The following is a 23,812-nucleotide window of genomic DNA, read 5'->3' on the forward strand; positions in this document are numbered from 1 at the left end:
TCGGGAGCAAGCCCCCTCCCACAGTTTGATGCTTGTTACAGGCCCAGCAGCGTCATGCGCTCACGCACCGCCGCCTCGATACCGGCTTCATCCAGCCCGCACTCAGCCAGCATCTGCGCCGGCTTGGCATGTTCGACGTACACATCCGGCAAGCCCAGGTGCAGTACCGACTTGAGCACATTCTCCCGCGCCAGGAACTCGCTGACCGCCGCGCCCGCACCGCCCATGATGGCGTTCTCTTCGAGGGTCACCAGCAGCTCATGGCTACCGGCGATCTCGCGCACGAGTGCTTCATCCAGCGGCTTGACGAAACGCATGTCGACCACGGTGGCGTCGATCTTTTCGGCCACTTTCAAGGCTTCGGCCAATTGCACGCCAAACACCAGGAATGCCGTCTGGCGGCCTTGGCGGCGCACGATGCCCTTGCCGATTTCGATCGGTTCCAGGTCCTTCTCGATCACCGCATTCGGGCCCGTGCCGCGTGGGTAACGCACTGCAGCCGGGCCGTTGTACAGGTGGCCGGTGCTGAGCATTTTGCGCAGTTCGTTCTCGTCGCTTGGCGTCATCACCAGCATGCCGGGGATGCAACGCAGGTACGACAGATCGAAACTGCCGGCGTGGGTCGGGCCGTCTTCGCCCACCAGGCCGGCGCGGTCGATGGCGAACAAGACGTCGAGATTCTGCACGGCCACATCGTGGACGAGTTGGTCGTAACCGCGCTGCAGGAACGTCGAGTAGATCGCCACCACGGGCTTGGCGCCTTCACAGGCCATGCCGGCGGCGAAGGTGACCGCGTGCTGCTCGGCAATCGCCACGTCGAAGTAACGCAGCGGGAAACGCTCGCTGAACGCCACCAAGTCAGAGCCTTCCTTCATGGCCGGGGTAATGCCCACCAGGCGCGGGTCGGCGGCGGCCATGTCGCACAGCCATTCGCCAAATACCCCGGAATACTTAGGCCCGCTGGCCTTTTTCGGTGCAGCGGCGGGGGCGTCCAGTGGCTCCAGCTTGGTGATCGCGTGGTAACCGATCGGGTCGACTTCCGCCGGCGCGAAGCCTTTGCCCTTCTTGGTGACGATATGCAGGAACTGCGGGCCCTTGAGGTCGCGCATATTGCGCAGTGTGGCGATCAGGGTCGGCAGGTCGTGGCCGTCGATGGGGCCGATGTAATTCCAGCCCAGCTCTTCGAACAGGGTGCCAGGCACCAGCATGCCCTTGGCGTACTCTTCGGTGCGCCGGGCAATTTCCCACGCGCCCGGCAGACGCGAGAGCACTTTCTTGCTGCCTTCACGCATGCTCGCATAAGTGCGGCTGGAGAGGATTTTGGCCAGGTAGTTGGACAGGCCACCGACATTGCGCGAGATCGACATGTCGTTGTCGTTGAGGATCACCAGCATATTGGCGTCCACTTCCGGCGCATGGTTCAGCGCCTCGAAGGCCATGCCGGCGGTCAATGCGCCGTCACCAATCACCGCAATCGCCTTGCGCTCGCTGCCTTGCAGGCGGGCGGCAATCGCCATGCCCAGCGCTGCACTGATGGAGGTGCTGGAGTGGCCGACGCCAAAGGTGTCGTACTCGCTCTCGGAGCGACGCGGGAAGGCGGCCACGCCGTCCTTCTGGCGCAGCGTGCTCATGCGCTCGCGACGACCGGTCAGGATTTTATGCGGGTACGCCTGGTGGCCCACGTCCCACACCAGCCGGTCGTCCGGAGTGTCGAACACGTAATGCAGGGCGATGGTCAGCTCGATAACGCCCAGCCCGGCACCGAAATGCCCACCGGTCTGGCCGACCGTGTAGAGCAATTCCAGGCGCAACTCATCGGCCAGGGTTTCCAGCTCGGCTTCACCCAGTCGACGCAGGCCGTCCGGCGTGGCAGCACGGTCGAGCAGGGGCGTGGACGGGCGCTTGCGGGGAATCTCTTGAAACGTCGTGGGCATCAGGCGAATCGTTATAGGTATAAAAGAGGCGGCAGTTTACCTCAAGCATCGCAAACTGCCCACGCGAAGCGCCGAACTTGGCTGATTAGGCGGCGCGAATGGCCGCACTTGCTCAGTGGCGGCTCAGTGGCGGCGTTCGACGATATACCGCGCCAGGTCGCGCAGCGGCTCGGCGGCCGCGTCGAAAGGTCGCAGGGCCTCCAGGGCCTGGTCGCGCAGTTCCAGGGCATAGACCTTGGCGGCTTCAAGGCCGAGCAGGGACGGATAAGTCGGTTTGTCCCGCGCGATATCGGCACCTTGGCGTTTGCCCAGGGTGGCGGTGTCACTTTCCACATCCAGAATGTCGTCCTGCACCTGGAACGCCAGGCCGATGGCCCGGGAGTAGGTCTGCAGGGCCGCCAATTGCGCAGCTTGCGCGCGGCCACTGGCCAGGGCGCCCAGGTGCACGGCGGCTTCGATCAGCGCGCCGGTCTTGTGGCGATGCATGTGTTCCAGGGCGTGCTGGTCCAGCTTGAGGCTGACGGAGCCCATGTCGATGGCTTGCCCGCCGACCATGCCGGCCGGGCCGGCGGCGTGGGCGAGTGTGGTCACCATGCGCAGGCGGATCTCGGCATTCACGCTGCTCAAGCGTGGGTCCAGCAAGGCGCTGAACGCCAGGCTCTGCAGGCCATCACCGGCCAGAATCGCATAGGCCTCATCAAAGGCTTTGTGAGTCGTCGGTTGACCGCGACGCAGATCGTCGTCGTCCATGGCCGGCAAATCGTCATGCACCAGGGAGTAGGCGTGAATCAGTTCCACCGCACACGCCGCGCCATTGGCCTCCTCGGCCGGCGCACCCAGGGCTTCACAGGCGGCATACGCCAGCAATGGGCGCACGCGCTTGCCGCCATTCATCACGCTGTAGCGCATGGCGGCATACAGGCGGTTCATTTCCGGGCTGGGCGCCACAAACAAGGGTTCCAGCGCCGCGTTGACCCGGGCTTGGCTACTGGCCTGATACGCGTCGATCATTCCGGCTGTTCCGCATCGAAAGGTTCCTCGGCCAGCTCCCCGTCACGTTCCAGCAGCACTTGCACCTTCTGCTCCGCCTGCGCCAACGCGCTCTGGCAGTCGCGAGTCAGGCCGATGCCTTGCTCAAACGCCGTCAACGAGTCTTCCAGCGACAACTCGCCGTTCTCCAGACGCTCGACCAGGGCTTGCAGGTCGGCGAGGGATTGTTCGAAATCGAGTGCAACTTTTTTGCGGGCCATGGCGGCTATTCCGGTAGACGGTAAACCGGCGCGACACTAGCAGACATGGGGATTCTGGGCAAATGAGCGGGGCGCTGTTCAATCTTTCCCATTGTTGATTTGATAGCGTGTGCTGCGGCCTCCACCGGGCAATCGCACCAGGCAGCCGGTTTCCAGCAGATCAGCCAGGTGACGCGTCGCCGTGGCTTTTGACACCTTGGCGACGGCTTGGTACTGAGCGGCGCTGATCCCGTGCTCAAAGCCCTTTTCACCGCCGTCGAGCAGGCGGTTGAGCACCTTGATCTGTTCGGCGGACAACGCGAGGTCGCGGTGCTGCTGCCAGAAACGGCTTTTGTCCAATACCCGATCAATCCGAGCCATCGCCTGCTGCAGGCTGTTCAACAGGGTTTTGAGGAACCATTCCAGCCAGTCGGTGATATCCAGCGTGGCCTTCTGACTGGACTCCAGTGCGTGGTAATAACCGGCGCGGTCCTCGAGAATGCTGGCCGACATTGCGTAAAAACGGATGGCTTGGTGCTCGCCCTGGGCCAACGCCAAATCCGTGATGGCACGGGTCAGGCGACCGTTGCCGTCATCGAATGGGTGCAGTGTGACAAACCAGAAATGTGCCACGCCGGCGCGGACCAGTGGGTCCAGTTCCGGTTGATTACGACTGCTTTCAAACCATTCCAGGAACTCCTCCAGCGCTTGCTCAAGGCCCAGGCGTGGCGGCGCCTCGAAATGCACGGTCGGTCGGTCAAGCCGGCCCGATACCACCTGCATGGGCTCATCCCCGCGCAGTGCACCTATATTCAATGCGCGGGCGGCAAAGCCTGCCTCGGGTGCCGGAAACAATAAGTGGTGCCAATTCAATAGACGCGCGAGGGTGAATGGCTGCGCGAATGGTTGAGTGGCATCCATCATCAGTTCAGCAAGGCCCTCGCTGCGACGGCTGACCTGCCCGTCTGTCATTGCCTCCAGGCCCATCCGTCGTGCCAGGGACGAACGCACCGAACCCACATTCAACTGTTCCCCCTCGATGGCCGAAGAGGTCAGGATGTTTTGCAGCAACGCATCCAGCGCATTCTGCGCACTGACCGTTTGGCTGACTGTACCGAGCATACCCAGCAGCTTGCCTTGCGCTTGCCCGCACTCGCGCAACAAGGCGGCCAGGCGTCCCGGTTGCCAGTGGAAATGCGGCCAATCGTTGTGTTGCCAGATCCAGAGCGGGTGATCCATGGAGAGATACCTGAGCGTGTGAGCCGAATAAAAACGCTATTCGGCTCATTATGTGAGCCGATTGTGCATTCTATTCGGCTCATCGTCCACTCAGGCAGGGGCTGTGGCCGATTGAGAGCAACGGCCGTGTGCGTTTTTTAATTGGGCTTCGAACTCGAGCAGCCCCGCCTGCATCTTTTGCAGTGCAGCCATTTGTACGGCCAACTCGCGTTTCTTATTGTTGATGGCCTGTTCCGCCCGTTCCCAAGGCAATGCGTCACCCTGATGGCCCTGGAGGATTTCCTGCAATTCCTTGAGTTTGAACCCCAGTTGCTGCGCGCACTTGATAAACATCAGCAACTCAACGCTCTGCTCCGAATAGACCCGGTATTGGCCTTGGCGCTGCGGTTCTGGCAGCAGCCCAATCGCCTCATAGTGACGGATCGCCTTGATGGTCGTGCCTGACAACTGCGCGGCTTTGCCGATGTACATGAAAACTCCCTTTTCCTATTAAAGCGCCGGCCTGTTTCAGCCACTTGTCCCGCTGCGCCGCAGTAGAGCCCAGCACCGGCCCGAACTGCAACGTCTTGACCGGCTTGATGCCGCAAAACGCCAGTGTGGTCTTGCGCATCTGATGGATGCCCGGCATGCGATAGAACCAGCGGTAATACCAGGGTGGTGTGTCCAGGGTCACCAACAAGTGTGCGGTCCGGCCCTGCAGCAGCTTGTCAGGGAACGCCTTGCCGGCTCGGTATTTGAAGGCGAAGCCGGACAGGAACACGCGATCGATGAAGCCCTTCATCAAGGCGGGGATGCCGCCCCACCAGACCGGGAAAACAAACGTCAGATGGTTGGCCCAAAGGATGTCGCATTGCGCGCTGAGCAGGTCGAGCTCCAGTGGTTGGGCCTGGCTGTAGCCGTGGTGCAGGACGGGGTCGAAAGCCAGCTCCCCCAGGCGCAACACGCGTACTTCATGGCCGGCGGCTTTTGCGGCATGGATGTAGGCGTCGGCCAGGGCCGAACAGAAGCTGGCGTTAGAGGGGTGGCCGAGAATAACCAGAGTGCGCGGCGGCATGAGGTGGGGTCCTGAACAAGGTGTTTCAGGGTAAGGGTTGCCGTATAGGGGAGAGTCAAGCGTGGGGTCCGCAATGCGCCGATTTGTCATTGCCAGCAGGACGTTTCGGTAATCCTTGGAAGGCTGTTCCTGAACCGCCCTTGGCCCCTTGTGACAGCCAATACCCCTGACTAGCCTGCCTCAAAACTCAACGAGTGAAACGGCATGAGCGAAACCTGTATCGGCTTGACTACGCCTCCAGCGGGCTACAGCGACTGGCTGACGGACCTGAAAGGGCGTATTCACGCGGCGCAACAGCGCGCCACATTGGCGGTCAATCGGGAGCTGGTGTTGCTCTATTGGCAGATTGGCCACGACATCTTGACCCGCCAGGCCGAGCAGGGGTGGGGGAGCAAAGTCATTGATCACCTGGCCCAGGATTTGCGCACGGCTTTTCCCCGCATGAAGGGGTTCTCGCCGCGAAATCTCAAGTACATGCGCGCTTTTGCCGAGGCGTGGCCGGACTCGGAATTTGTGCAACAAGCTGCTGCACAATTGCCCTGGGGCCACAATGTGGTATTGCTCGACAAACTCCCCAGTCCCGAAACCCGGCGCTGGTATATCGCCCAGGCAATCGAGCACAACTGGTCGCGTAATACCCTGGTCATGCAGATCGAAAACCGATTGCTGGAGCGCAGTGGCAAGGCTGTCAGCAACTTCGAATATCACCTGCCCAAACCGCAATCCGACCTGGCGCGGGAATCGCTAAAAGATCCCTATCGTTTCGATTTCCTCAGCCTGGGCCTGGACGCGCAGGAGCGTGACATCGAAAACGCCTTGATCAAGCACGTCACCGATTTCTTGTTGGAGCTCGGTGCAGGTTTCGCCTTCGTCGGCCAGCAAGTATTGCTGGACGTCGGCGGCGATGAGTTCTTCGTCGACCTGTTGTTCTATCACTTGAAGCTGCGCTGCTACGTGGTGATAGAACTGAAAGCGGGCAAGTTCAAACCCGAGCACCTGGGGAAGTTGAGCTTTTATCTCGCGGCTGTCGATGCCCAGCTTAAACATCCACAAGACGGACCCACCATCGGCCTGCTGTTGTGCAAGAGCAAGAACGAAGTCGTCGCCGAATATGCGCTGCGCGACAACAATCGACCGATTGGCGTGGCGCAATACCAGTTGGTTGAGTCGTTGCCCGCAGAGTTGCAAACCAATCTGCCGAGTATCGAGCAGATCGAACGGGAACTGGCGGGCTGATTGCGAATGGCGAGTTACTCACGAAAAAAGCCTGCTGTTCAAGGCAGGCTCAGTGGTGCAGCGGTTGACTCAGTCCTTGCGCGCCGTCAGCGCCGAATAACTATTCATCAAGTTGCGATAGTTAGGGATGCGCTGGGACAACAGGTTCCCCAGCCCTTCAATGTCGTTGCGCCAGTCGCGGTGCAGCTCACACGCCACCGAGAACCAGTTCATCAGCTGCGCCCCGGCTTGGGTCATCCGGCTCCACGCCGCTTGCTGCACCGTGGTGTTGAACGTACCGGAGGCATCGGTGACCACAAACACCTCAAACCCTTCCGCCAATGCCGACAACGTCGGGAACGCCACGCACACATCCGTCACCACACCGGCAATGATGATCTGCTTGCGGCCGGTGGCCTTGATCGCCTTCACGAAATCTTCGTTGTCCCACGCATTGATCTGACCAGGGCGAGCGATGTACGGCGCGTCCGGGAACATTTCCTTCAGCTCCGGCACCAGTGGGCCGTTAGGGCCTTGCTCGAAGCTGGTGGTCAGGATGGTCGGCAGGTTGAAGAGCTTGGCCAGGTCGGCCAGGGCGAGCACGTTGTTCTTGAATTCGTTGGGGGAGAAGTCCTGCACCAGAGAGATCAGGCCGGTCTGGTGGTCAACCAGCAGAACGATGGCGTCGTCTTTGTTGAGGCGGTTGTAGGTTGGAGTGCTCATGGTTGAATCCTTTTTGTTTAAGTGGGTTTGGCGTTGCGTTCAACATGGGCACAGATTACTGGGGGAGTGCTGGGCGATAAATCGGCTGAAACAAGTCATACCGTCAACTCAAAAGGGACAATCATGGATGGCTAAAAATCTCACGCGTGAGCTATTGAGCCCGGCAAGCATTACCTGTAGATTTTCTCACGCGTGAGTTTTTCAGAGCGAGGTCAGTGGTATGAACAGCAGCTCTCCATCGAGCCCGTCAGCAGGGCCCGAGACCGATTCAGCAAGCCTTCAGGGAGAGCGCTTGAAACCGTCCGCGAAAAAACCATCGAGCTTCTACATGAAGCAGATGCGCGCGGGCCTGGCGGCCGCCGGTTATGTGAAACACGAGACTTGGGTGCTTCCCGAAAATCGAAGCCTGCTCAAGCAAATGGAGAAACAGCTTCGCCAGCCGATTCTAGCTGGCTCATTCTTGTCGGAGACTTATATGAGCGCAGGTACTAACTGGAACATCGATCGCCTCTTCAGCGCGCTTCAGGCCCTGGACGAGGTGGTCAACAAGGACATCACGCTTTCTCTGCTTCAAGGGTCCGAGTCCAGCATCAAGCTGGAAATGAACGACTTCGGTGGCTTGCCGATTTACATCGCGGTGGTGGGCGAACAGATCATCGTGGATACCGTGCTGGTCGACGTCGAGTCCATCAACGACGTACCCCGGTTCAATGACGCGGTGCTGCGCAGCCGGGAAATGTTCCCGCTGTCTTCCATCGGTATCGAGTCCATGCCTAACGGGCAGGTCGTCTACAACATGTTCGGCGCGTTGAGCTCCGACTCCAGCCTGACCAACATCGTGACCGAGGTGAAAACCCTCGTCGACAACGTGCAGCGCGCCAGCGAAGCCTTTGAACGTTTCTTCAATTAAGTATTCGGGAGTATCCAATGACTCAATCCATCTGGAGCAAACTGTTCACCGCGCTGCGTGGCGGTGCCAACGAAGTCGGCGAATCGATCGTCGATCAACAAGCATTGCGCATCCTCGACCAGGAAATCCGCGATGCCGACAGCGCCCTGGCCAACGCCAAGCGTGAACTGGTCAGCATCATGGCCAAGCACAAACTGGCGACTGATCGCGTCAATGAGTACAACGCCAAGATTTCTGACCTGGAGTCCAAGGCGATGGCCGCGATCCAGGCCAATCGTGAAGACCTGGCCCTTGAAGTGGCCGAAGCCATTTCGACCCTGACCAACGACCGCGACGTCGAGCAAAAGCAGGCGGCCGAGTTCGGTGGCTATGCCGACGGCATGCGCAAGGACATCACCAAGGCCGAAGGCCGGATCAAAAGCCTGCGCCAGCAAGTGGATATGGCCAAGGCGCGTGAAAGCGTGCAGAAGGCCCAGGTCAGCGCTTCCATCGCCAGCGGCGGTGCCAACGGCAAGCTGGAAACCGCCGTCGGTACGCTCAATCGTCTGCAGGCCAAGCAGCAGCAACGCGCCGCTGAGCTGCAAGCCCAGGACGAACTGGCCGATGCATCGACCGGTACCGACCTCGAGCGCAAGCTTCGCGAAGCTGGCATCACGCCGAACGAAGGCAGTGCCAATGCGATTCTGGAGCGTCTGAAGCAAAAGTCGGCCGAGTAAATACAGCCGCAACAAGAAGGGCGCTGTCTGCCCTTCTTTTAGGTCGAGGTCAGGATGGACGCCCTGAAAGGTTTCAAGACAATCGCAGGCCTGGCTCTGTTCATGGTCGCGCTGCAACTGCTGAATGTAGCGACCGGCTACAGCCTCATGGCGTTTGGTCTGATCCCAAGAACACTACAGGGGTTGGCCGGCATCCTCACGTCACCGTTTTTGCACGCGTCTTTCGCCCACCTGAGTGCGAACCTGATTGCCTTCCTGGTACTGGGCACGCTGGTGATTATCGAAGGGCTCAATCGGTTCGTGACCGTCAGCGCGATCATTATTCTGCTGGGCGGTTCGCTGGTCTGGTTATTCGGTTTCGCGGGCATACACGTGGGGGCCAGCGGTTGGGTATTCGGCTTATGGGCCTACCTGTTGTCTCGCGCCTGGTTTCACAGGAGCTGGAGCAACCTGATAACAGCGGGTGTCGTGGCGGCACTGTATGGCGGCCTGGTCCTGGGCTTTCTTCCTCGCCAAGGGGTTTCCTTCGAAGGGCATCTGTTTGGTGCATTCGCCGGATTTATTGCAGCCAAGGTACTTCTCTCCAAACCACGTAGCAGGTTTAATGCCGGCTGAGCGCACTCGAGCATCCAGATGCCGAGGCGACGACATCAGGAAGCAAGAACCCAGGGAACCAGGGACGAAATGTCGATTTTTCTTCTGTTGCGCATGTACGCTTCCTCCCTTTTTCACCGTTTCGGCTGGGCAGGTCTGGTCATTGCCTTGGGCGTCCACCTGAGCACGGCTTATCTGGGCCTGGTGTATCTGGGCGAACAACACCTGACCGCTCTCGCCACATTTGTTTACTTCTATCTCACCACCACGCTGACCGTCGGCTATGGCGATCTTGCGCCGCAGACTTCGGCAGGCCGAGTGTTCGTGGCGGCTTGGGTCATGCTCGGAGGCATCGCGCTGCTGACCGCAGCCATCGGTAAAACCACCAGCAGTGTCATCGATGCATGGAGAAAAGGCATGAAGGGAAAAGGCGATTTCACCGGCAAGGTCGGCCATACCGTGCTCATCGGCTGGGAAGGTGCATCCAGTGAGCGGGTCATTGAGTTGTTGCTGCAGGACGAGACCTCGAACGACAACCTGATCGTCATCTGCGATTGCACCCTCGACGAAAACCCGATGCCGGGCAAAGCGGCATTCATCCGCGGCGAAAGCCTGTCCTCCATCGCGTTATTGCTGCGTGCGGGGGTACCCGGTGCAGAGCGCGTGCTGGTGCGAACCCCCTCTGACGATCTGACCCTGGCCACCGTGCTGGCGGTGAACCAACTCAATCCTGTCGGGCATGTGGTCGCCCACTTCAATGACAGTGAAATCGCCGCACTGGCCAGCTCCTATGCACCCCGCCTGGAGTGCACCTCAAGCATGGCTATCGAGATGCTGGTGCGCGCCTCTCAGGATCCGGGCTCGTCGGTGGTCATTAATGAGCTGCTGTGCGTGGGGCAAGGTGCCACCCAATACCTGATGAAGTTGCCCGAAGCCTTTGAAGCCACCTTCGGCGACCTGTACACCCGGATGAAAGAACAGCACAACGCCACGCTCATCGGCTATCGCGCCAAAGATGCCCAGCAACCGTCGATCAACCCGCCCAGCGCCACGCGTGTTGAAGGCGGCGAACTTTTCTACATCGCCTCCACCCGCCTCAAGGAAATCTCCAATGGGATGGTTTAAACAGTTGATGGGGCTTGAGGCCCCGAACGCGAATACCCCAGCGAACCGGGCCGCCGCCGAACCGCTGCCGACGACCGGGCCGCTGGGCCTGGCGCCGGGCAAAGGTGTGATGTTCGACAGCAGCCTGAAGTTGCTGCTCGACGGGCAAACCACAGTGGTCATACCCGGCTCCCAGGAAATCTGGAGCAACGGCACCATTGACCTCGGGCAGTCGACCTGGCTGTCGCGTTATTACATGAACGATGAAGATTACTGGTTGCAGGTGCACACCACGGGCGACATCGCCGGCCAGGTGGAGTCAGTGATCCTGTTCAACTACCTGAGTTACGTCACCCTCAGCAGCGAAGCGGAACTGCGTCGGCTGGCCGGCCCGCAAAGCCTGATCGGGTTGCCGACCTACACCCACGACGGCGTCGAATACGCGCGCGTGTGGGGCAGCGAAAATGGCCAGACAGAACTGGTGGCGATGAGCGAGCAGGTGATAAACCCCGAGACCTCCTACAGCGTCGAGCACCGCTCGATGCTATATGCCCGTGATACCGGCCTGACCGATCGCCGGGAGTTCCTGCTGTTCTCCGTCGAGGAAGACGCTGAAGGCACCGTCAGCCTGAGCACGTCGCTGGGCATCTCGCTGTACACAACCGATTTGAATGTGCTCTAAAAAAGGAAGAAGTCCATGCTCGAAGCTCTCTCTATTTCCCTGAACAAAGCGGCCGTGTTCGGGTTTGTCATCTACATCCTGGGGGCTGCCGTGCTATTCGGCCTGTTCCAGTTCATCTACACCCGCGTCACTCCGCACAAGGAGTTCGAGCTGATCCGTGCGAACAACGTGGCGGCGGCGGTCGCGCTGGGCGGTGCGATTATCGGTTTCGCGATTCCGGCCAGCAATGTGATTGCGTACTCGATCAACCTCCTCGACTTCGCCGTCTGGGCGGTGATCGCAGCCGTCGTCCAGCTGTTGGCGTTTCTGCTGACCAGCCTGGTGCTCAAAGGCACGTCCGAGCGCATCAAGAACGGCGAGCTCGCGGCCGGTATCTACGTGGCCGCCGTCGCCATCAGCGTCGGCATGTTGAATGCCGCGTGCATGACGCCTACCCAGAACTGATTACGCACGGAGCCTTTGATGAAACGAAGCAAGTATGTCCAGCTGTCGCTGGCTGCGTCGGTCGCCATGGCGATATCCGGTTGTGGGCCGACGGAAAAAACCTACGATTTGCAGAAGAAGTACAACTTCCAGTCGGTTCAGCAATGCGCCGATGAAAAGCTTCCGGTGGACGTCTGTTCGGATGCCTACATGACGGCCATGGCTGAGCACCGCCGCATTGCGCCGGTGTACGACAGCCAGGCCGATTGCGATGCCGACTTTGTCGCCGACTGGTGCCAGCAGGACTCCACCGGCAAGTTCATCCCCAGGCTGGGCGGTTTCGAACTGACCGCGGCGGGCCAGGTGACACAGTCCCAGGTCGACGCTGCCAACGCCCAAGTGGCTGGCGCGCAAGCCAGCGGTGGCGGCTCCGGCTTCTCCACCAGCAGCCTGCTGACCGGGCTGCTGATCGGCAACATGCTGAGCAACAACCGCAACAGCTACAGCTCCGAGCCGGTGTATCGCTATCGCGATGATCGCGGCAACTACGCCTCCTCGACGCTCAACCAGCGCGTGTCCAATGGGGCTACATTCGGCCGCTCGAACCAGGCCCGGTACGGCAGCAGCAACTACTCGAACACGCTGCGCTCTTCGAGCAAGCCGGTGTCCGTTGCATCGTCCACCTCCCGTGGCGGTTTTGGCAGCAAGGCCAGCGCACGCAGCGGCTGGGGTGGCGGCGGGTCGAGCAGTTAAGGAAATCTGGCCATGAAGAAGATCCATTGCGCAGAGCGTCATGACTGGAAACAGACGGCCGAAAGCCTCGGCTTTCTGTTCCATACCATTGACGACGAACCCTACTGGGACGAGCGCGCGTATTACCAGTTCACGCTCAAGCAAATCGAGCAAGACCTCGAAGACCCGACCACCGAGATCCATGACATGTGCATGGACCTCGTGGCCCGCGTGGTCCACAGCGAAGAGCTGCTCGGGCGCCTGAGCATTCCCGCAGCCTTCTTCGACATGATCCGAACCTCATGGCTCGAAGGGCACCCGCACTTGTATGGGCGCATGGACTTCTCCTACAACGGCGCCGGGCCGGCCAAGTTGCTGGAACTCAACTACGACACACCGACCAGCTTGTATGAAGCGGCGGCGTTCCAGTGGGGCTGGCTGGAACAATGTATCGAGCGTGGCTTGCTGCCCAAGCATGCCGACCAGTTCAACAGCATCGACACCAAACTGCACCAGGCTTTCGCCCAGTTGCAGGTCAAGCAGCCGTTCTACTTCGCCTCGATGAAAGACTCGGTCGAAGACAAGGGCACCACCGACTACCTGCGCCTGGTCGCGGAAACAGTCGGCATCGAATCGCGCCACATCGACATCGAAGACATCGGCCTGACCAGTGAAGGCCGTTTCGTCGATCTCGAAGATCGCTGGATTCCCCACCTGTTCAAACTGCACGCCTGGGAATTCATCTTCCACGAGCCTTTTGGTGCGGCGATCGCCCAGAGTGACACGCAGTTTTTCGAGCCCGCCTGGAAATCCATCCTCTCCAACAAAGGCATCCTGCCGCTGTTGTGGGAGTTCAACAAAGGCCACCCGAATCTGCTCGCGTCCCACCTGGATACCGACCCCGGCAAGGCCGTGCCGAAGGGCTGGGTGCGCAAGCCGTTCTTCTCGCGGGAAGGTGCGAATATTGAGCTGCAAACCGCTGACGGCCTGATCGTGAAAGAGGACGGGCCTTACACGGATGCGCCGTTTATCCTTCAAGAGTTTGCGCCACTGCCACGGTTTGGCGACAGCTACACGCTGATTGGCTCTTGGGTGATTGGCGATCAGGCCGCAGGCATCGGCGTGCGGGAGGACAATAGTCTGATTACCAAGGATTCGAGCCGGTTTTTGCCGCACTTGATATTGGACTGAGAAAGCCTGTCGGGCTGGTGATGGACAATAAGCACGCCTTACGCTTTTTGTCATTCAACTGTCCAACAGCTGTTGGACAGTTGGTTTGGGATTTTTACAGGCATTAAAAAGCCGGCTTGTGGCCGGCTTCTCGGGGACTGCCTCAGCTTGTTTTTGACAAACCTCAGCAGCCTTCAAATCGCTCAGCCAACATCGCGTCTGGCTGAATAGTAGGGGCATCCGCGGGAACTCCTCCGCTTCGCCTGGCAGGGTGTGTGGCTGAAAGCCTCCCCTGCCCAATGTGCCGCGCATGATACCCACATTCACCTCAATTGCCCACCTCCGGTTCCGATTTAGAGCCTTCCCAGCCCAAAAGCTGGTCATCCAGCGGCACGGGTGGGCGGCGGTTGTTGAGGGTGGACCACCAGAATACCCAGCCCACGATCTCAAAGTTCTGTTCGAAGCGTTGTTCGTAGGTGAGGTATTCGTCGGGGTGTTCGGCGGCGTTGTGGCTGCGCATGCGCAGGCCGCCGCCGGGGCGGTTGTAGAGGTATTTGATGCGTAGCATGCCGTCGTGTTCGACGGCGTAGATTTCGCCGTCGATGATTTGGGTGCGGCCACGGTCGACGGCGAGGGTGGCGCCTTGTTGGATGATCTCGATCATGCTGTTGTCGACCATGTAGGCGCCACAGGCGCGGTCAGGGTTTACTGTGAGGAGGTCGAGGGTGTGCCGGGAGACGCGGATGCGTTCGGTGGAGGTGAATGTGGGGTGGAGGGGGATCTCCACGTCGAGTTTTTCCGCAGGGCAGGCCGGGCCTGTGAGGTATTTGCCGGTGTCTTCGCGGGTGAGTGCAGTCCTTGCAGTGGGGCCGTCCAACAGGAAGTTGGCCGGTGGATGTTTGGGGCCCAGGCCGGTGTTCAGCCACCGGCTGGAGACGCATAACAACTCTGCGATCTCGTTGAGTCGGCCCATGGGGACGCCGCGCTTGAACCAGTTGTTCACGTGTTGAGGCGTGACGCCGCGGTTCTTGGCGAAGTCGGAGGCGGAAAGATGAACTTCCCGTAATAGCGCTTTTAAACGATCACCTGATGTATTCATAAACGCAGAGTTTACTGGCCGGGAAAACTAATCAAATAAACTATGCGTTGAATTGCGCTTGTAGGCTTTTACTGGGTTGTAGCCGGATTTTTCTATAGTTTCAGGATATTAAACATCGGTAGTTGTTAGTTGAACTTGGTGTTTAATTTCATGCATAAAAAAGCCCCGAATAGTCGGGGCTTTTTTGTATTGCCTAAGCAATGAAGAGCCGGTATCAGCCTTTGTAGGCGGCAACCGACTTCATGATCTCGGCGCGGGCGGCGTCTGCGTTGCCCCAACCGTCGATCTTCACCCATTTGCCTTTTTCGAGGTCTTTGTAGTTCTCGAAGAAGTGCTTGATCTGTTCCAGCAACAGTGGTGGCAGGTCGGTGTATTCCTTCACGTCCACGTACAGCTGGGACAGTTTGTCGTGGGGGACTGCGATAACTTTGGCATCGCCGCCGCCATCGTCGGTCATGTTCAGGATGCCGACCGGGCGTGCACGGATAACCGAGCCTGGGGTCACCGGGTAAGGGGTTACCACCAGCACGTCGAGGGGGTCACCGTCGTCAGCCAGGGTGTTGGGGATGAAACCGTAGTTGGCCGGGTAGAACATTGGGGTGGCCATGAAACGGTCAACGAACAGGCAGTCGCTGTCTTTGTCGATTTCGTATTTGATCGGCGCGTGGTTGGCCGGAATCTCGATGGCGACGTAGATGTCGTTCGGCAGGTCTTTGCCAGCCGGAATCTTGCTGTAGCTCATTGGGCGTTGCCCCCGTTAATTGGCCAAGAAACTTGGCCGGATTGGCCTAAAAGTGGCGGCGATTATAGGCATATTCTGACGCTGATGCCATGCGCCAGACGTCGTAAGCTCATTCGCCGTGCGGCGAGTAGCGCGGGTCATGGGCTTGCAGCCGGACCAGGCGTTCCAGCGGGTCCTGGCGGTAAAAACGGCTGAGTTGCGCGTATACCTGCGGATAATGGCTGACCAGTAAATCCGGGGCACTGAAGAAATATTCGCTGGTGACGGCGAAGAACTCCGCCGGGTTTTCGGCGGCGTAGGGGTCGATCTCGGTTTCGGCGTCCGGGTTGGCGTCCAGTTGGCGATTGAGGTCATCAAACGCGCTTTGCATCACGCTGGCCCATTCCTGCACGCGCATGTCGTGATGCAGCGGCGGCAGGCCGTTGGCGTCGCCGTTGAGCATGTCGAGTTTGTGCGCCAGTTCGTGGATCACCAGGTTGTAGCCTTCCCAGTTGCCGCTGGCCAGGACGCCGGGCCAGGCGAGGATCACCGGGCCTTGTTGCCAGGCCTCGCCGCTGTGTTCGCCGTCCCATTCATGCTCGACGCCGCTGGCATCGCGATGGCGCTGCGGGCTCAGGAAGTCGTCGGGGTACAGCACGATTTCATGGAAGCCCTGGTACCAGTCCAGGTCTCCCAGATTCATCAAGGGCAGTTGCGCCTGGGCGGCGAGCAGCAGGCGTTGTTCCTGATGCAGTTCGACGCCGGGCAGGGCGGTGAGGTGCTTTTCGGCGAGGAACACCACGCAGGCTTCGCGCAGCCACTGGTCTTGCTCGGCGCTGATGCCGTCGAGGAAGGTCAGGTGGTGGCGCACCCGCTGCCAGGTGTCATCGGCAATCGGGTGCTTGGCCAGCAGGCGCCGGCGACGCCAGGCGCTGAGGGACCACATCGGTGATCAGGGCTTGGCTTCGGAGGAAGCGTTGCCGAAGCGGCTGCGGATCACGCCGATGATCATCGGCACCAGGGACAGCAGAATGATGAACACCACCAGCAACGACAGGTTTTTCTTGATAAAGGGCACGTTGCCGAAGAAGTAACCCAAGGTCACCAGGCCACCGACCCAGATCACGGTGCCGAACACGCTGAACCCGAAGAAGCGCGGGTAAGGCATCTTGGCGATACCGGCGACGAACGGGGCAAAGGTGCGCAGGATCGGCAGGAAACGCGCCAGGGTCACGGTTTTGCCGCCGTGCTTGTCGTAGAAATCGTGAGTCTTTTGCAGGTAGTCGCGGCGGAAGATCTTCGAGTTCGGGTTACTGAACAAGCGTTCTCCCGCCGTTCGTCCGATCACATAGTTGGTGCTGTCCCCCAGGATCGCCGCCAACATCAACAGGCCGGCCAGCAACACCGGGTCCATGCCGCCACCTGCGGCGACGGCGCCGGCGATGAACAGCAGCGAATCACCTGGCAGGAATGGCATGACCACCAGGCCGGTTTCACAAAAAATAACCAGGAACAAAATGGCGTAGATCCACACACCGTAGTTTTTCACCAGCATGTCGAGGTACACGTCGAGATGCAGGATAAGGTCGAGCGGGTTGAAATCCATGAAAGGCACCTGTGTGAATGGCCCGGCTCAGCAGGCCAGTGCGGGGGGGCTACGGTTAAGTTGGGCTACAAGCTTATGTCGTGATTCTTACAACCGAAAGAGGCCCGCATTATACGGATCGGCAAGTGAAAAGCGTGTTGGTTTTGTAGCGGGGGATGTCGCGATTATCAAAGCTATACATCAATTCAGGTGCGGGAGATGTGGGAGGGGGCTTGCTCCCGATAGCGCAGTGTCAGTCGATACATCGATTGGCTGACCTGCCGCTATCGGGAGCAAGCCCCCTCCCACAGGTCACCTTCCACAGGTGATTGAGGGTGTTCTGCGGTCAGTCTTCACTGATCGGCAATACATAGTTCTTGAACTCGGTGTCTTCACGAAACCCGATCGACTCGTAGGTCTTCTGCGCCACCTTATTGTCACTGCTGGTGGATACTCGCAGCCGCACCGCCTGGGTTTCCTTGGCCATCTTCTTCGCCGTGCGCATCAGGTTGTCCGCCACCAGTTGTCGGCGGGCGTCTTCGGCGACGTAGATGTCGTTGAGAATCCACACGCGCTTGAGCGACAACGACGAAAAGCTTGGGTACAGCTGGCAGAACCCCAGCAGTTTCTTGTCGTCGTCATCCGCCAGGGCCAGGTAAATCACCGACTCCTTGCGCCGCAGGCGCTTTTCCAGGAAGTTTCGCGAGGAGTCCGGGAACGGCAGTGCGCCGTAGAATTCGCGGTATTTGACGAACAGGGGCGTCAGCAGGTCCAGGTGTTCCAGGGTCGCTTGAGTAATCCGCATGTCAGGCCTCGACGTCAAATGGGGGGATGACCACGCAAGCGGCCGTGACTCGATGCTGCCTAATGGCGCTAAAAAGCGCAATCACGCGGCTATCGGTCATCCGCTGGGCTAAGCAGGAAATTCCCTTTCATCAGGTCCGGATCATCTGACTCGATGGTCTGAACCTGCGCCTCGTCCTTGAGGTTGACGCCCGACAGTTGCCGGCGGCACGCCTCTTTCATCAAGTAAAGCAGGCGATGAGCCGCCATGCCGTAACTGAGCCCCTCCAGGCGCACATTCGAGATGCAATTACGGTAAGCGTCGGTGAGGCCGACCTTGGGGTTGTAGGTGAAATACAGCCCCAGGCTATCTGGCGAGCTTAGCCCTGGACGTTCACCGATCAGGATCACGACCATCTTGGCGCCGAGCAATTGGCCGATTTCGTCGGCCACCGCCACACGGCCCTGTTCCACCAGAATGACGGGAGACAAAGACCAGCCTTCGATGTGGGTCTGTTCTTCCATGCGCGTCAGAAATGGCAGCGTATGTTTATGCACCGCCAGCGCCGACAAACCATCCGCGACCACCACGGCCAGGTCGACCCCGCCAGGGTGGGCGCTCGCGTAGTCGCGCAACTGTTGCGCCGAGTCATCGCTCAGGCGTCGCCCCAGGTCCGGGCGTTGCAGGTACATATGCCGGTCGACGGCGGCGCTGTGCAGCAACAGGCTGTCACGGCCACGTTCGGCCAGTTGGCGGCTCAGGCCGGCGTGGTCGAAGGGCAAGTGCACCGCGTCACGCGCCTGGGCGTGGGCGAATTGAAAATCCAGCTGCGCCTGGGTGGGAATGCTGGTGCCGGTGCGGCCCAGCGCAATGCGCGCCGGCGTCAGGCGGCGCAGTTCCAGCCAGGGGTTGTCGGGGAGTTCTACGGGTTGCACAGGCGGCTCCTTCATCCCAATTGCGCCAAGGCGTGGCGAAACGCTGGTGGCAGGCTGTTGCCGAAGTGCACCTTGCCGTCGGCTTGCGTGAAGATGCCCATTTTCGCCAGCCACTGTTCAAACTCCGGTGCCGGTTTCAGCCCCAGGGTCTGGCGGGCGTACAAGGCATCGTGGAACGAGGTGGTCTGGTAGTTGAGCATGATGTCGTCGGAGCCCGGGATGCCCATGATGAAGTTGATCCCGGCCACACCCAGCAGGGTCAGCAGGGTGTCCATGTCATCCTGGTCGGCTTCGGCGTGGTTGGTGTAGCAGATGTCGCAACCCATCGGCACGCCCAGTAATTTGCCGCAGAAGTGATCTTCAAGGCCGGCGCGGATGATCTGTTTGCCGTTGTACAGGTACTCCGGGCCGATAAATCCTACGACTGTGTTGACCAGAAACGGCTTGAAATGCCGCGCCACGGCGTAGGCACGGGTTTCGCAGGTTTGCTGGTCCACGCCAAAGTGTGCGTTGGCCGACAAGGCACTGCCCTGGCCGGTTTCGAAATACATCAGGTTCTGGCCCAACGTGCCGCGGTTCAGGCTCAGGCCGGCGTCGTAACCTTCCTGCAGCACGCTCAGGCTGATGCCGAAACTGGCGTTGGCCGCCTCGGTACCGGCAATCGACTGAAACACCAGGTCCAGCGGCACGCCACGGTTGATCGCCTCGATGGAGGTGGTGACATGGGTGAGCACGCAGGCTTGGGTGGGGATTTCGTAGCGTTGGATGATCGCGTCGAGCATTTCCAGCATGGCGCAGATCGAGGCGATGCTGTCGGTGGCCGGGTTGATGCCGATCATGGCGTCGCCATTGCCATAGAGCAGGCCATCGAGAATGCTCGCGGCGATGCCTGCCGGTTCATCCGTCGGGTGGTTGGGTTGCAGGCGGGTGGATAAGCGCCCGCGCAGGCCCAGGGTGCCGCGAAACTTTGTGACCACGCGGATCTTCTGCGCCACCAGCACCAGGTCCTGCACGCGCATGATCTTCGATACGGCGGCGGCCATTTCGGGTGTCAGCCCTGGCGCCAGGGCGCGTAGGGATTGTTCATCGGCGGCGTCGCTGAGCAGCCAATCGCGCAGGCCACCGACGGTCAGGTGGCTGACGGCGGCAAACGCCTGTTGATCATGGGTGTCGATGATCAGCCGGGTGACTTCATCGCTTTCATACGGGATCAGCGCTTCCTGCAGAAAGTGCTTAAGCGGGATATTCGCCAACGCCATCTGCGCGGCCACCCGTTCACCGTCGTTCTGCGCGGCCACGCCGGCAAGAAAATCCCCGGAGCGTGCAGGGCTGGCCTTGGCCATCACGTCCTTGAGGCTGTCAAAGCGGTAGGTTTGCGTACCCACCGCGTGAGAAAAACTTGCCATACAGTGTCTCCTTGGCGGCACGGGCAAGGCGCCCGCGCCGAGGTTTACGGCATTTCAGTGCAAGGCGGCTTCCGCGGCCTGGATCGCCGCGAATTCCTCTTCCGGCGTGCCTGCTACCAAGTGATGCCGGCTGTAGAAAGCAAAGTAAGCAATTAATACTCCATAGATGATCGCGGCGCCAATGACGACGCGAGGGTCGACCAGAAAGCCCGCCACCACGGCCACGCAGGCCAGCACCAGGGCGACACCCGAGGTAAAGATCCCGCCCGGTGTGCGGTACGGACGGTCCATTTTGGGGCGGCGAATGCGCAAGGTGATGTGCGCGGCCATCATCAGTACGTAGGAAATGGTCGCGCCAAACACCGCCACCAGAATCAGCAAATCACCTTGGCCGGTCAGCGACAGGCCAAAGCCGATGATGCCGGGGATCACCAAGGCAAAGACCGGTGCTTTGCTTTTGGTGGTCTGGGACAGTTTGCGCGGCAGGTAACCGGCGCGGGACAGGGCGAAGATCTGCCGCGAATACGCGTAGATAATCGAGAAAAAGCTGGCGATCAACCCGGCCAGGCCAACCAGGTTGACGAAGCCGCCCATCCAGGTCGAACCGCCGTAGGACAGCGCCAGCGCTTCAACCAGCGGGTTACCCGACTTGATCAGCGCATAGGTGCCCGCGCCGCCGGGTGCAATGACCAGAATCAGCAAGGCGAAACTGGTCAGCACCACAATGGCGCCGATCAGGCCCCGAGGCAGGTCGCGCTTGGGGTTCTTGGTTTCTTCGGCGGCCAGGGGCACGCCCTCTACGGCGAGGAAAAACCAGATCGCATAGGGGATCGCCGCCCACACCCCGACGTAGCCGAAGGGCAGGAAGGTGCTGGCGCCCTTGGCTTGCGTCACCGGTATATCCAACAGGTTGGCGACGTTGAAGTGCGGCGCCATCGACACCAGGAACACCCCCAGGGCAATGGCTGCGATGGCGGTGATCACAAACATCAGCTTCAGGGCTTCGCCCACGCCGAAGATGTGGATGCCGATAAAAATGACGTAGAACGCGAGGTAAATCATCCAGCCGCCAATGCCGAACAGCGACTCGCAATAAGCCCCGATAAACACCGCGATGGCGGCTGGCGCAATGGCGTATTCAATCAGGATGGCGGTGCCCGTGAGGAACCCGCCCCAAGGGCCGAAGGCGCTGCGGGCAAACCCGTAGCCGCCGCCGGCGGTGGGGATCATCGACGACAGTTCGGCCAGGGAAAAACACATGCACAGGTACATGGTGGCCATCAGCAATGTCGCCAGGAACATGCCGCCCCAGCCACCTTGGGCCAGGCCGAAGTTCCAGCCGGCGTAGTCGCCGGAGATGACATAGGCAACGCCAAGGCCGACCAGCAGTACCCAGCCGGCGGCGCCTTTTTTCAGTTCGCGTTGTTGGAAGTATTCGGAGTCGACTTTTTCGAAGTCGACGGAAGAACTCGTGGGTTCGCTAGGCATGGGAAGTACCTTCCATTCTTATTGTTTTTAACTCGGCCTCTGTGTGCCGAATGTGGGAGGGGGCAAGCCCTAATGCCAGTCAGTTAAGAGAACCTGCCGCACCAAACTCTGTAGTGAGCGGGCTTGTCCCGCGCTGGGTGGCAAAGCCGCCCCAACAAAGACGCCGCGGTATTTCAGGAGGACCGAGGTGCCTGGGTTTGGGGCGGCTGCGCCACCCAGCGCGGGGCCAGCCCGCTCACTACAGATGATGTGTTCTACATCCCACCCTTTAACTGACTGGCATTAGGGCAAGCCCCCTCCCACAGTTGAGTGCATTTCAAATGCAGGAGAGGGGTATTAGTTAGAAGAAGCCCAACGGATTAATGTCGTAACTGACCAGCAAGTTTTTAGTCTGCTGGTAGTGATCCAACATCATCTTGTGCGTTTCACGGCCCACGCCGGATTTCTTGTAACCGCCAAACGCGGCATGCGCCGGGTACAGGTGGTAGCAGTTGGTCCACACGCGACCGGCCTTGATCGCCCGGCCCATGCGGTAGGCGCGGTTGATGTCGCGGGTCCATACACCGGCGCCCAGGCCGAACTCGGTGTCGTTGGCAATGGCCAGGGCTTCGGCTTCGTCCTTGAAGGTGGTGATGCTCACCACCGGGCCGAAGATTTCTTCCTGGAACACGCGCATCTGGTTGTTGCCCTTGAGCAGGGTCGGCTGGATGTAATAGCCGCCGGCCATGTCGCCGCTGAGCTGCTCGACCTTACCGCCGGTCAGCAGTTGCGCACCTTCGCCCTTGGCGATATCCAGGTAGGACAGGATCTTGTCGAACTGCTGCTCGGACGCCTGGGCGCCGACCATGGTGTCGGTGTCCAGCGGGTCGCCGCGTTTGATCTGTTCGATCTTCTTCATCACCACCTTCATGAAGTCGTCGTAGATCGACTCTTGCACCAGCGCCCGCGACGGGCAGGTGCACACTTCACCTTGGTTGAAGAACGCCAGCACCAGGCCTTCGGCGGCTTTTTCGATAAACGAAGGCTCGGCCTTCATGATGTCTTCGAAGAAGATGTTCGGCGACTTGCCACCCAGTTCAACGGTGGACGGAATAATGTTGGTGGCCGCCGCATGCATGATGTGCGAGCCCACCGGCGTGGAACCGGTGAAGGCGATCTTGGCGATGCGCTTGCTGGTGGCCAGGGCTTCGCCGGCTTCTTTGCCGAAACCGTGCACCACGTTCAGCACGCCCGGCGGCAGCAGGTCGCCGATCACTTCCAGCAGCACGTTGATCCCCAGCGGGGTTTGCTCGGCAGGCTTGAGCACCACGCAGTTGCCGGCGGCCAGGGCCGGGGCGAGTTTCCACGCGGCCATCAGCAGCGGGAAGTTCCACGGGATGATCTGGCCGACTACGCCCAGGGGTTCGTGGAAGTGGTAGGCGGCCGTGTGTTCGTTGATTTCGGCGCTAGTGCCTTCCTGGGCACGGATGCAACCGGCGAAGTAGCGGAAATGGTCGGCGGCCAGCGGGATGTCGGCGTTGAGGGTTTCACGCACGGCCTTGCCGTTGTCCCAGGTTTCGGTGATGGCCAGCAGTTCGAGGTTCTGCTCGATGCGGTCGGCGATTTTCAGCAGCACCAGCGAGCGGTCCTGGGCCGAGGTCTTGCCCCAGCCGTCAGCGGCGGCATGGGCGGCGTCCAGCGCCTTGTCGATGTCTTTGGCTGTGGAACGGGGGAATTCGGCGATAGGCTTGCCGTTGACCGGCGAGGTGTTGGTGAAATAGTTGCCCTCGACAGGCGCAACGAATTCGCCACCAATGTAGTTGCCGTACTTGGCCTTGAACGAAACGATCGCGCCTTCAGTACCGGGGTGTGCGTAACGCATGGTGGGTATCTCCTGGCTTTTATGTTTATTGGAGTGCAGCGCAAAGCGCTTGATAAAGCGTAGAGCAAAGGTTGGGCCACTGCTGCGCGAGCCAGGCAAATCAAGGGGTTAGGGTTTGTTGCAAGGCATTGCTGTGACGTAGCTGGTACAGGCGGTGTGACAGTTTGTGCCACACGCGATACAGCCTGTGACCGGTGAGTCTGCCCGG

The 23,812-nt window shown here is 60.1% G+C and carries 25 protein-coding genes; 9 read left to right on the forward strand and 16 right to left on the reverse strand.

Going from position 1 to position 23,812, the window contains the following annotated elements; genetic code table 11:
* Positions 1 to 35: 35 nt before the first annotated feature.
* The 6 genes from dxs to C9383_RS18380 form a co-directional block, all read right to left on the reverse strand.
* On the reverse strand, positions 36 to 1,934 hold the full coding sequence (dxs, locus tag C9383_RS18355; RefSeq protein WP_060755247.1) for a 1-deoxy-D-xylulose-5-phosphate synthase: 1,899 nt from the start codon (positions 1,932 to 1,934) through the stop codon (positions 36 to 38).
* Between the two features lie 123 nt (positions 1,935 to 2,057).
* Positions 2,058 to 2,945 (reverse strand): (2E,6E)-farnesyl diphosphate synthase, encoded by an 888-nt coding sequence (ispA, locus tag C9383_RS18360; RefSeq protein WP_090365606.1) that lies wholly within the window; start codon positions 2,943 to 2,945, stop codon positions 2,058 to 2,060.
* A complete protein-coding gene (locus C9383_RS18365) occupies positions 2,942 to 3,184 on the reverse strand; it encodes an exodeoxyribonuclease VII small subunit (protein WP_003194556.1) in 243 nt (80 codons plus the stop codon). Before C9383_RS18365 ends, ispA begins: the two co-directional genes overlap by 4 nt.
* 78 nt (positions 3,185 to 3,262) lie before the next feature.
* A complete protein-coding gene (locus C9383_RS18370) occupies positions 3,263 to 4,402 on the reverse strand; it encodes a Fic family protein (protein ID WP_090365608.1) in 1,140 nt (379 codons plus the stop codon).
* 90 nt (positions 4,403 to 4,492) lie between these two features.
* Positions 4,493 to 4,873 (reverse strand): MerR family transcriptional regulator, encoded by a 381-nt coding sequence (locus tag C9383_RS18375; RefSeq protein WP_090365609.1) that lies wholly within the window; start codon positions 4,871 to 4,873, stop codon positions 4,493 to 4,495.
* Complete coding sequence (locus C9383_RS18380) at positions 4,812 to 5,456, reverse strand: NAD(P)H-dependent oxidoreductase (RefSeq protein ID WP_090365611.1); 645 nt, start codon at positions 5,454 to 5,456, stop codon at positions 4,812 to 4,814. The genes C9383_RS18375 and C9383_RS18380 overlap by 62 nt, the downstream gene beginning before the upstream one ends.
* Before the next feature lie 204 nt (positions 5,457 to 5,660).
* On the opposite strand from C9383_RS18380, the gene C9383_RS18385 reads away from it, so the two are divergent.
* Positions 5,661 to 6,692, forward strand: coding sequence for a PDDEXK nuclease domain-containing protein (locus C9383_RS18385; protein ID WP_090365612.1), 1,032 nt, complete (start codon positions 5,661 to 5,663; stop codon positions 6,690 to 6,692).
* A gap of 69 nt (positions 6,693 to 6,761) precedes the next feature.
* Here C9383_RS18385 and ycaC read toward each other — a convergent pair whose 3' ends face one another.
* Complete coding sequence (ycaC, locus tag C9383_RS18390) at positions 6,762 to 7,394, reverse strand: isochorismate family cysteine hydrolase YcaC (protein ID WP_090365614.1); 633 nt, start codon at positions 7,392 to 7,394, stop codon at positions 6,762 to 6,764.
* 328 nt (positions 7,395 to 7,722) lie between these two features.
* Here ycaC and C9383_RS18395 point away from each other — a divergent pair, with 328 nt between their 5' ends.
* The 8 genes from C9383_RS18395 (at position 7,723) to C9383_RS18430 (ending at position 13,746) form a co-directional block, all read left to right on the forward strand.
* Positions 7,723 to 8,304 carry a YjfI family protein gene (locus tag C9383_RS18395; protein ID WP_060755240.1) on the forward strand — a complete coding sequence of 194 codons (582 nt, stop codon included), beginning with the start codon at positions 7,723 to 7,725 and terminating at the stop codon, positions 8,302 to 8,304.
* Between the two features lie 17 nt (positions 8,305 to 8,321).
* On the forward strand, positions 8,322 to 9,020 hold the full coding sequence (locus tag C9383_RS18400; RefSeq protein WP_060755239.1) for a PspA/IM30 family protein: 699 nt from the start codon (positions 8,322 to 8,324) through the stop codon (positions 9,018 to 9,020).
* A gap of 54 nt (positions 9,021 to 9,074) precedes the next feature.
* Positions 9,075 to 9,635: a rhomboid family intramembrane serine protease gene (locus C9383_RS18405; RefSeq protein WP_090365615.1), complete on the forward strand. Its 561-nt coding sequence runs from the start codon at positions 9,075 to 9,077 to the stop codon at positions 9,633 to 9,635.
* A 69-nt stretch (positions 9,636 to 9,704) separates the two neighbouring features.
* Positions 9,705 to 10,739, forward strand: coding sequence for an ion channel (locus C9383_RS18410; RefSeq protein WP_090365617.1), 1,035 nt, complete (start codon positions 9,705 to 9,707; stop codon positions 10,737 to 10,739).
* Positions 10,726 to 11,400, forward strand: coding sequence for a DUF2491 family protein (locus C9383_RS18415; protein WP_090365618.1), 675 nt, complete (start codon positions 10,726 to 10,728; stop codon positions 11,398 to 11,400). Before C9383_RS18410 ends, C9383_RS18415 begins: the two co-directional genes overlap by 14 nt.
* Before the next feature lie 15 nt (positions 11,401 to 11,415).
* The gene (locus tag C9383_RS18420) at positions 11,416 to 11,844 is read left to right on the forward strand and encodes a DUF350 domain-containing protein (protein WP_090365620.1); all 429 of its coding nucleotides are present in this window, start codon (positions 11,416 to 11,418) and stop codon (positions 11,842 to 11,844) included.
* 18 nt (positions 11,845 to 11,862) lie between these two features.
* Positions 11,863 to 12,576 (forward strand): DUF1190 domain-containing protein, encoded by a 714-nt coding sequence (locus C9383_RS18425; protein ID WP_060755234.1) that lies wholly within the window; start codon positions 11,863 to 11,865, stop codon positions 12,574 to 12,576.
* 12 nt (positions 12,577 to 12,588) lie between these two features.
* Positions 12,589 to 13,746, forward strand: a complete 1,158-nt coding sequence (locus C9383_RS18430; RefSeq protein WP_060755233.1) for a glutathionylspermidine synthase family protein — start codon at positions 12,589 to 12,591, stop codon at positions 13,744 to 13,746.
* Between the two features lie 307 nt (positions 13,747 to 14,053).
* Here the strand turns inward: C9383_RS18430 and C9383_RS18440 are convergent, their stop codons facing one another.
* From C9383_RS18440 to exaC, 9 genes are all read right to left on the reverse strand, one after another.
* The gene (locus C9383_RS18440) at positions 14,054 to 14,824 is read right to left on the reverse strand and encodes a LexA family transcriptional regulator (protein WP_090365621.1); all 771 of its coding nucleotides are present in this window, start codon (positions 14,822 to 14,824) and stop codon (positions 14,054 to 14,056) included.
* Between the two features lie 214 nt (positions 14,825 to 15,038).
* Positions 15,039 to 15,566, reverse strand: a complete 528-nt coding sequence (gene ppa, locus C9383_RS18445; protein ID WP_003176323.1) for an inorganic diphosphatase — start codon at positions 15,564 to 15,566, stop codon at positions 15,039 to 15,041.
* 109 nt (positions 15,567 to 15,675) lie between these two features.
* Positions 15,676 to 16,491 carry a M90 family metallopeptidase gene (locus C9383_RS18450; protein ID WP_060754750.1) on the reverse strand — a complete coding sequence of 272 codons (816 nt, stop codon included), beginning with the start codon at positions 16,489 to 16,491 and terminating at the stop codon, positions 15,676 to 15,678.
* A 6-nt stretch (positions 16,492 to 16,497) separates the two neighbouring features.
* Positions 16,498 to 17,151 (reverse strand): DedA family protein, encoded by a 654-nt coding sequence (locus tag C9383_RS18455; RefSeq protein WP_060754749.1) that lies wholly within the window; start codon positions 17,149 to 17,151, stop codon positions 16,498 to 16,500.
* Positions 17,152 to 17,476: 325 nt separating this feature from the next.
* The gene (locus tag C9383_RS18460; RefSeq protein WP_060754748.1) at positions 17,477 to 17,935 is read right to left on the reverse strand and encodes a GNAT family N-acetyltransferase; all 459 of its coding nucleotides are present in this window, start codon (positions 17,933 to 17,935) and stop codon (positions 17,477 to 17,479) included.
* An 89-nt stretch (positions 17,936 to 18,024) separates the two neighbouring features.
* A complete protein-coding gene (gene eutC / locus C9383_RS18465; RefSeq protein WP_060754747.1) occupies positions 18,025 to 18,864 on the reverse strand; it encodes an ethanolamine ammonia-lyase subunit EutC in 840 nt (279 codons plus the stop codon).
* Entirely contained in the window at positions 18,861 to 20,255 is a 1,395-nt protein-coding gene (locus C9383_RS18470; RefSeq protein WP_060754746.1) for an ethanolamine ammonia-lyase subunit EutB, read from the reverse strand. The genes eutC and C9383_RS18470 overlap by 4 nt, the downstream gene beginning before the upstream one ends.
* Positions 20,256 to 20,309: 54 nt before the next feature.
* The gene (eat, locus tag C9383_RS18475; protein ID WP_090365623.1) at positions 20,310 to 21,743 is read right to left on the reverse strand and encodes an ethanolamine permease; all 1,434 of its coding nucleotides are present in this window, start codon (positions 21,741 to 21,743) and stop codon (positions 20,310 to 20,312) included.
* A gap of 340 nt (positions 21,744 to 22,083) precedes the next feature.
* Positions 22,084 to 23,604 carry an acetaldehyde dehydrogenase ExaC gene (gene exaC / locus C9383_RS18480; RefSeq protein WP_090365625.1) on the reverse strand — a complete coding sequence of 507 codons (1,521 nt, stop codon included), beginning with the start codon at positions 23,602 to 23,604 and terminating at the stop codon, positions 22,084 to 22,086.
* Positions 23,605 to 23,812 lie beyond the last annotated feature (208 nt).

The sequence above is a fragment of the Pseudomonas palleroniana genome (genome assembly GCF_003031675.1).
Taxonomy (GTDB): Bacteria; Pseudomonadota; Gammaproteobacteria; order Pseudomonadales; family Pseudomonadaceae; genus Aquipseudomonas; species Aquipseudomonas palleroniana.

Coding starts and splice junctions, on each gene's coding strand:
- exaC (WP_090365625.1), bottom strand. CDS start 23,604: ATGCGTTACGCACACCCCGGTACTGAAGGCGCGATCGTTTCGTTCAAG.
- C9383_RS18415 (WP_090365618.1), top strand. CDS start 10,726: ATGGGATGGTTTAAACAGTTGATGGGGCTTGAGGCCCCGAACGCGAAT.
- ispA (WP_090365606.1), bottom strand. CDS start 2,945: ATGATCGACGCGTATCAGGCCAGTAGCCAAGCCCGGGTCAACGCGGCG.
- C9383_RS18425 (WP_060755234.1), top strand. CDS start 11,863: ATGAAACGAAGCAAGTATGTCCAGCTGTCGCTGGCTGCGTCGGTCGCC.
- C9383_RS18395 (WP_060755240.1), top strand. CDS start 7,723: ATGAAGCAGATGCGCGCGGGCCTGGCGGCCGCCGGTTATGTGAAACAC.
- eutC (WP_060754747.1), bottom strand. CDS start 18,864: ATGAAGGAGCCGCCTGTGCAACCCGTAGAACTCCCCGACAACCCCTGG.
- C9383_RS18370 (WP_090365608.1), bottom strand. CDS start 4,402: ATGGATCACCCGCTCTGGATCTGGCAACACAACGATTGGCCGCATTTC.
- C9383_RS18440 (WP_090365621.1), bottom strand. CDS start 14,824: ATGAATACATCAGGTGATCGTTTAAAAGCGCTATTACGGGAAGTTCAT.
- ycaC (WP_090365614.1), bottom strand. CDS start 7,394: ATGAGCACTCCAACCTACAACCGCCTCAACAAAGACGACGCCATCGTT.
- C9383_RS18430 (WP_060755233.1), top strand. CDS start 12,589: ATGAAGAAGATCCATTGCGCAGAGCGTCATGACTGGAAACAGACGGCC.
- C9383_RS18470 (WP_060754746.1), bottom strand. CDS start 20,255: ATGGCAAGTTTTTCTCACGCGGTGGGTACGCAAACCTACCGCTTTGAC.
- C9383_RS18380 (WP_090365611.1), bottom strand. CDS start 5,456: ATGCCGCCGCGCACTCTGGTTATTCTCGGCCACCCCTCTAACGCCAGC.
- C9383_RS18375 (WP_090365609.1), bottom strand. CDS start 4,873: ATGTACATCGGCAAAGCCGCGCAGTTGTCAGGCACGACCATCAAGGCG.
- dxs (WP_060755247.1), bottom strand. CDS start 1,934: ATGCCCACGACGTTTCAAGAGATTCCCCGCAAGCGCCCGTCCACGCCC.
- ppa (WP_003176323.1), bottom strand. CDS start 15,566: ATGAGCTACAGCAAGATTCCGGCTGGCAAAGACCTGCCGAACGACATC.
- C9383_RS18365 (WP_003194556.1), bottom strand. CDS start 3,184: ATGGCCCGCAAAAAAGTTGCACTCGATTTCGAACAATCCCTCGCCGAC.
- C9383_RS18420 (WP_090365620.1), top strand. CDS start 11,416: ATGCTCGAAGCTCTCTCTATTTCCCTGAACAAAGCGGCCGTGTTCGGG.
- C9383_RS18385 (WP_090365612.1), top strand. CDS start 5,661: ATGAGCGAAACCTGTATCGGCTTGACTACGCCTCCAGCGGGCTACAGC.
- C9383_RS18410 (WP_090365617.1), top strand. CDS start 9,705: ATGTCGATTTTTCTTCTGTTGCGCATGTACGCTTCCTCCCTTTTTCAC.
- C9383_RS18460 (WP_060754748.1), bottom strand. CDS start 17,935: ATGCGGATTACTCAAGCGACCCTGGAACACCTGGACCTGCTGACGCCC.
- C9383_RS18455 (WP_060754749.1), bottom strand. CDS start 17,151: ATGGATTTCAACCCGCTCGACCTTATCCTGCATCTCGACGTGTACCTC.
- C9383_RS18405 (WP_090365615.1), top strand. CDS start 9,075: ATGGACGCCCTGAAAGGTTTCAAGACAATCGCAGGCCTGGCTCTGTTC.
- C9383_RS18450 (WP_060754750.1), bottom strand. CDS start 16,491: ATGTGGTCCCTCAGCGCCTGGCGTCGCCGGCGCCTGCTGGCCAAGCAC.
- C9383_RS18400 (WP_060755239.1), top strand. CDS start 8,322: ATGACTCAATCCATCTGGAGCAAACTGTTCACCGCGCTGCGTGGCGGT.
- eat (WP_090365623.1), bottom strand. CDS start 21,743: ATGCCTAGCGAACCCACGAGTTCTTCCGTCGACTTCGAAAAAGTCGAC.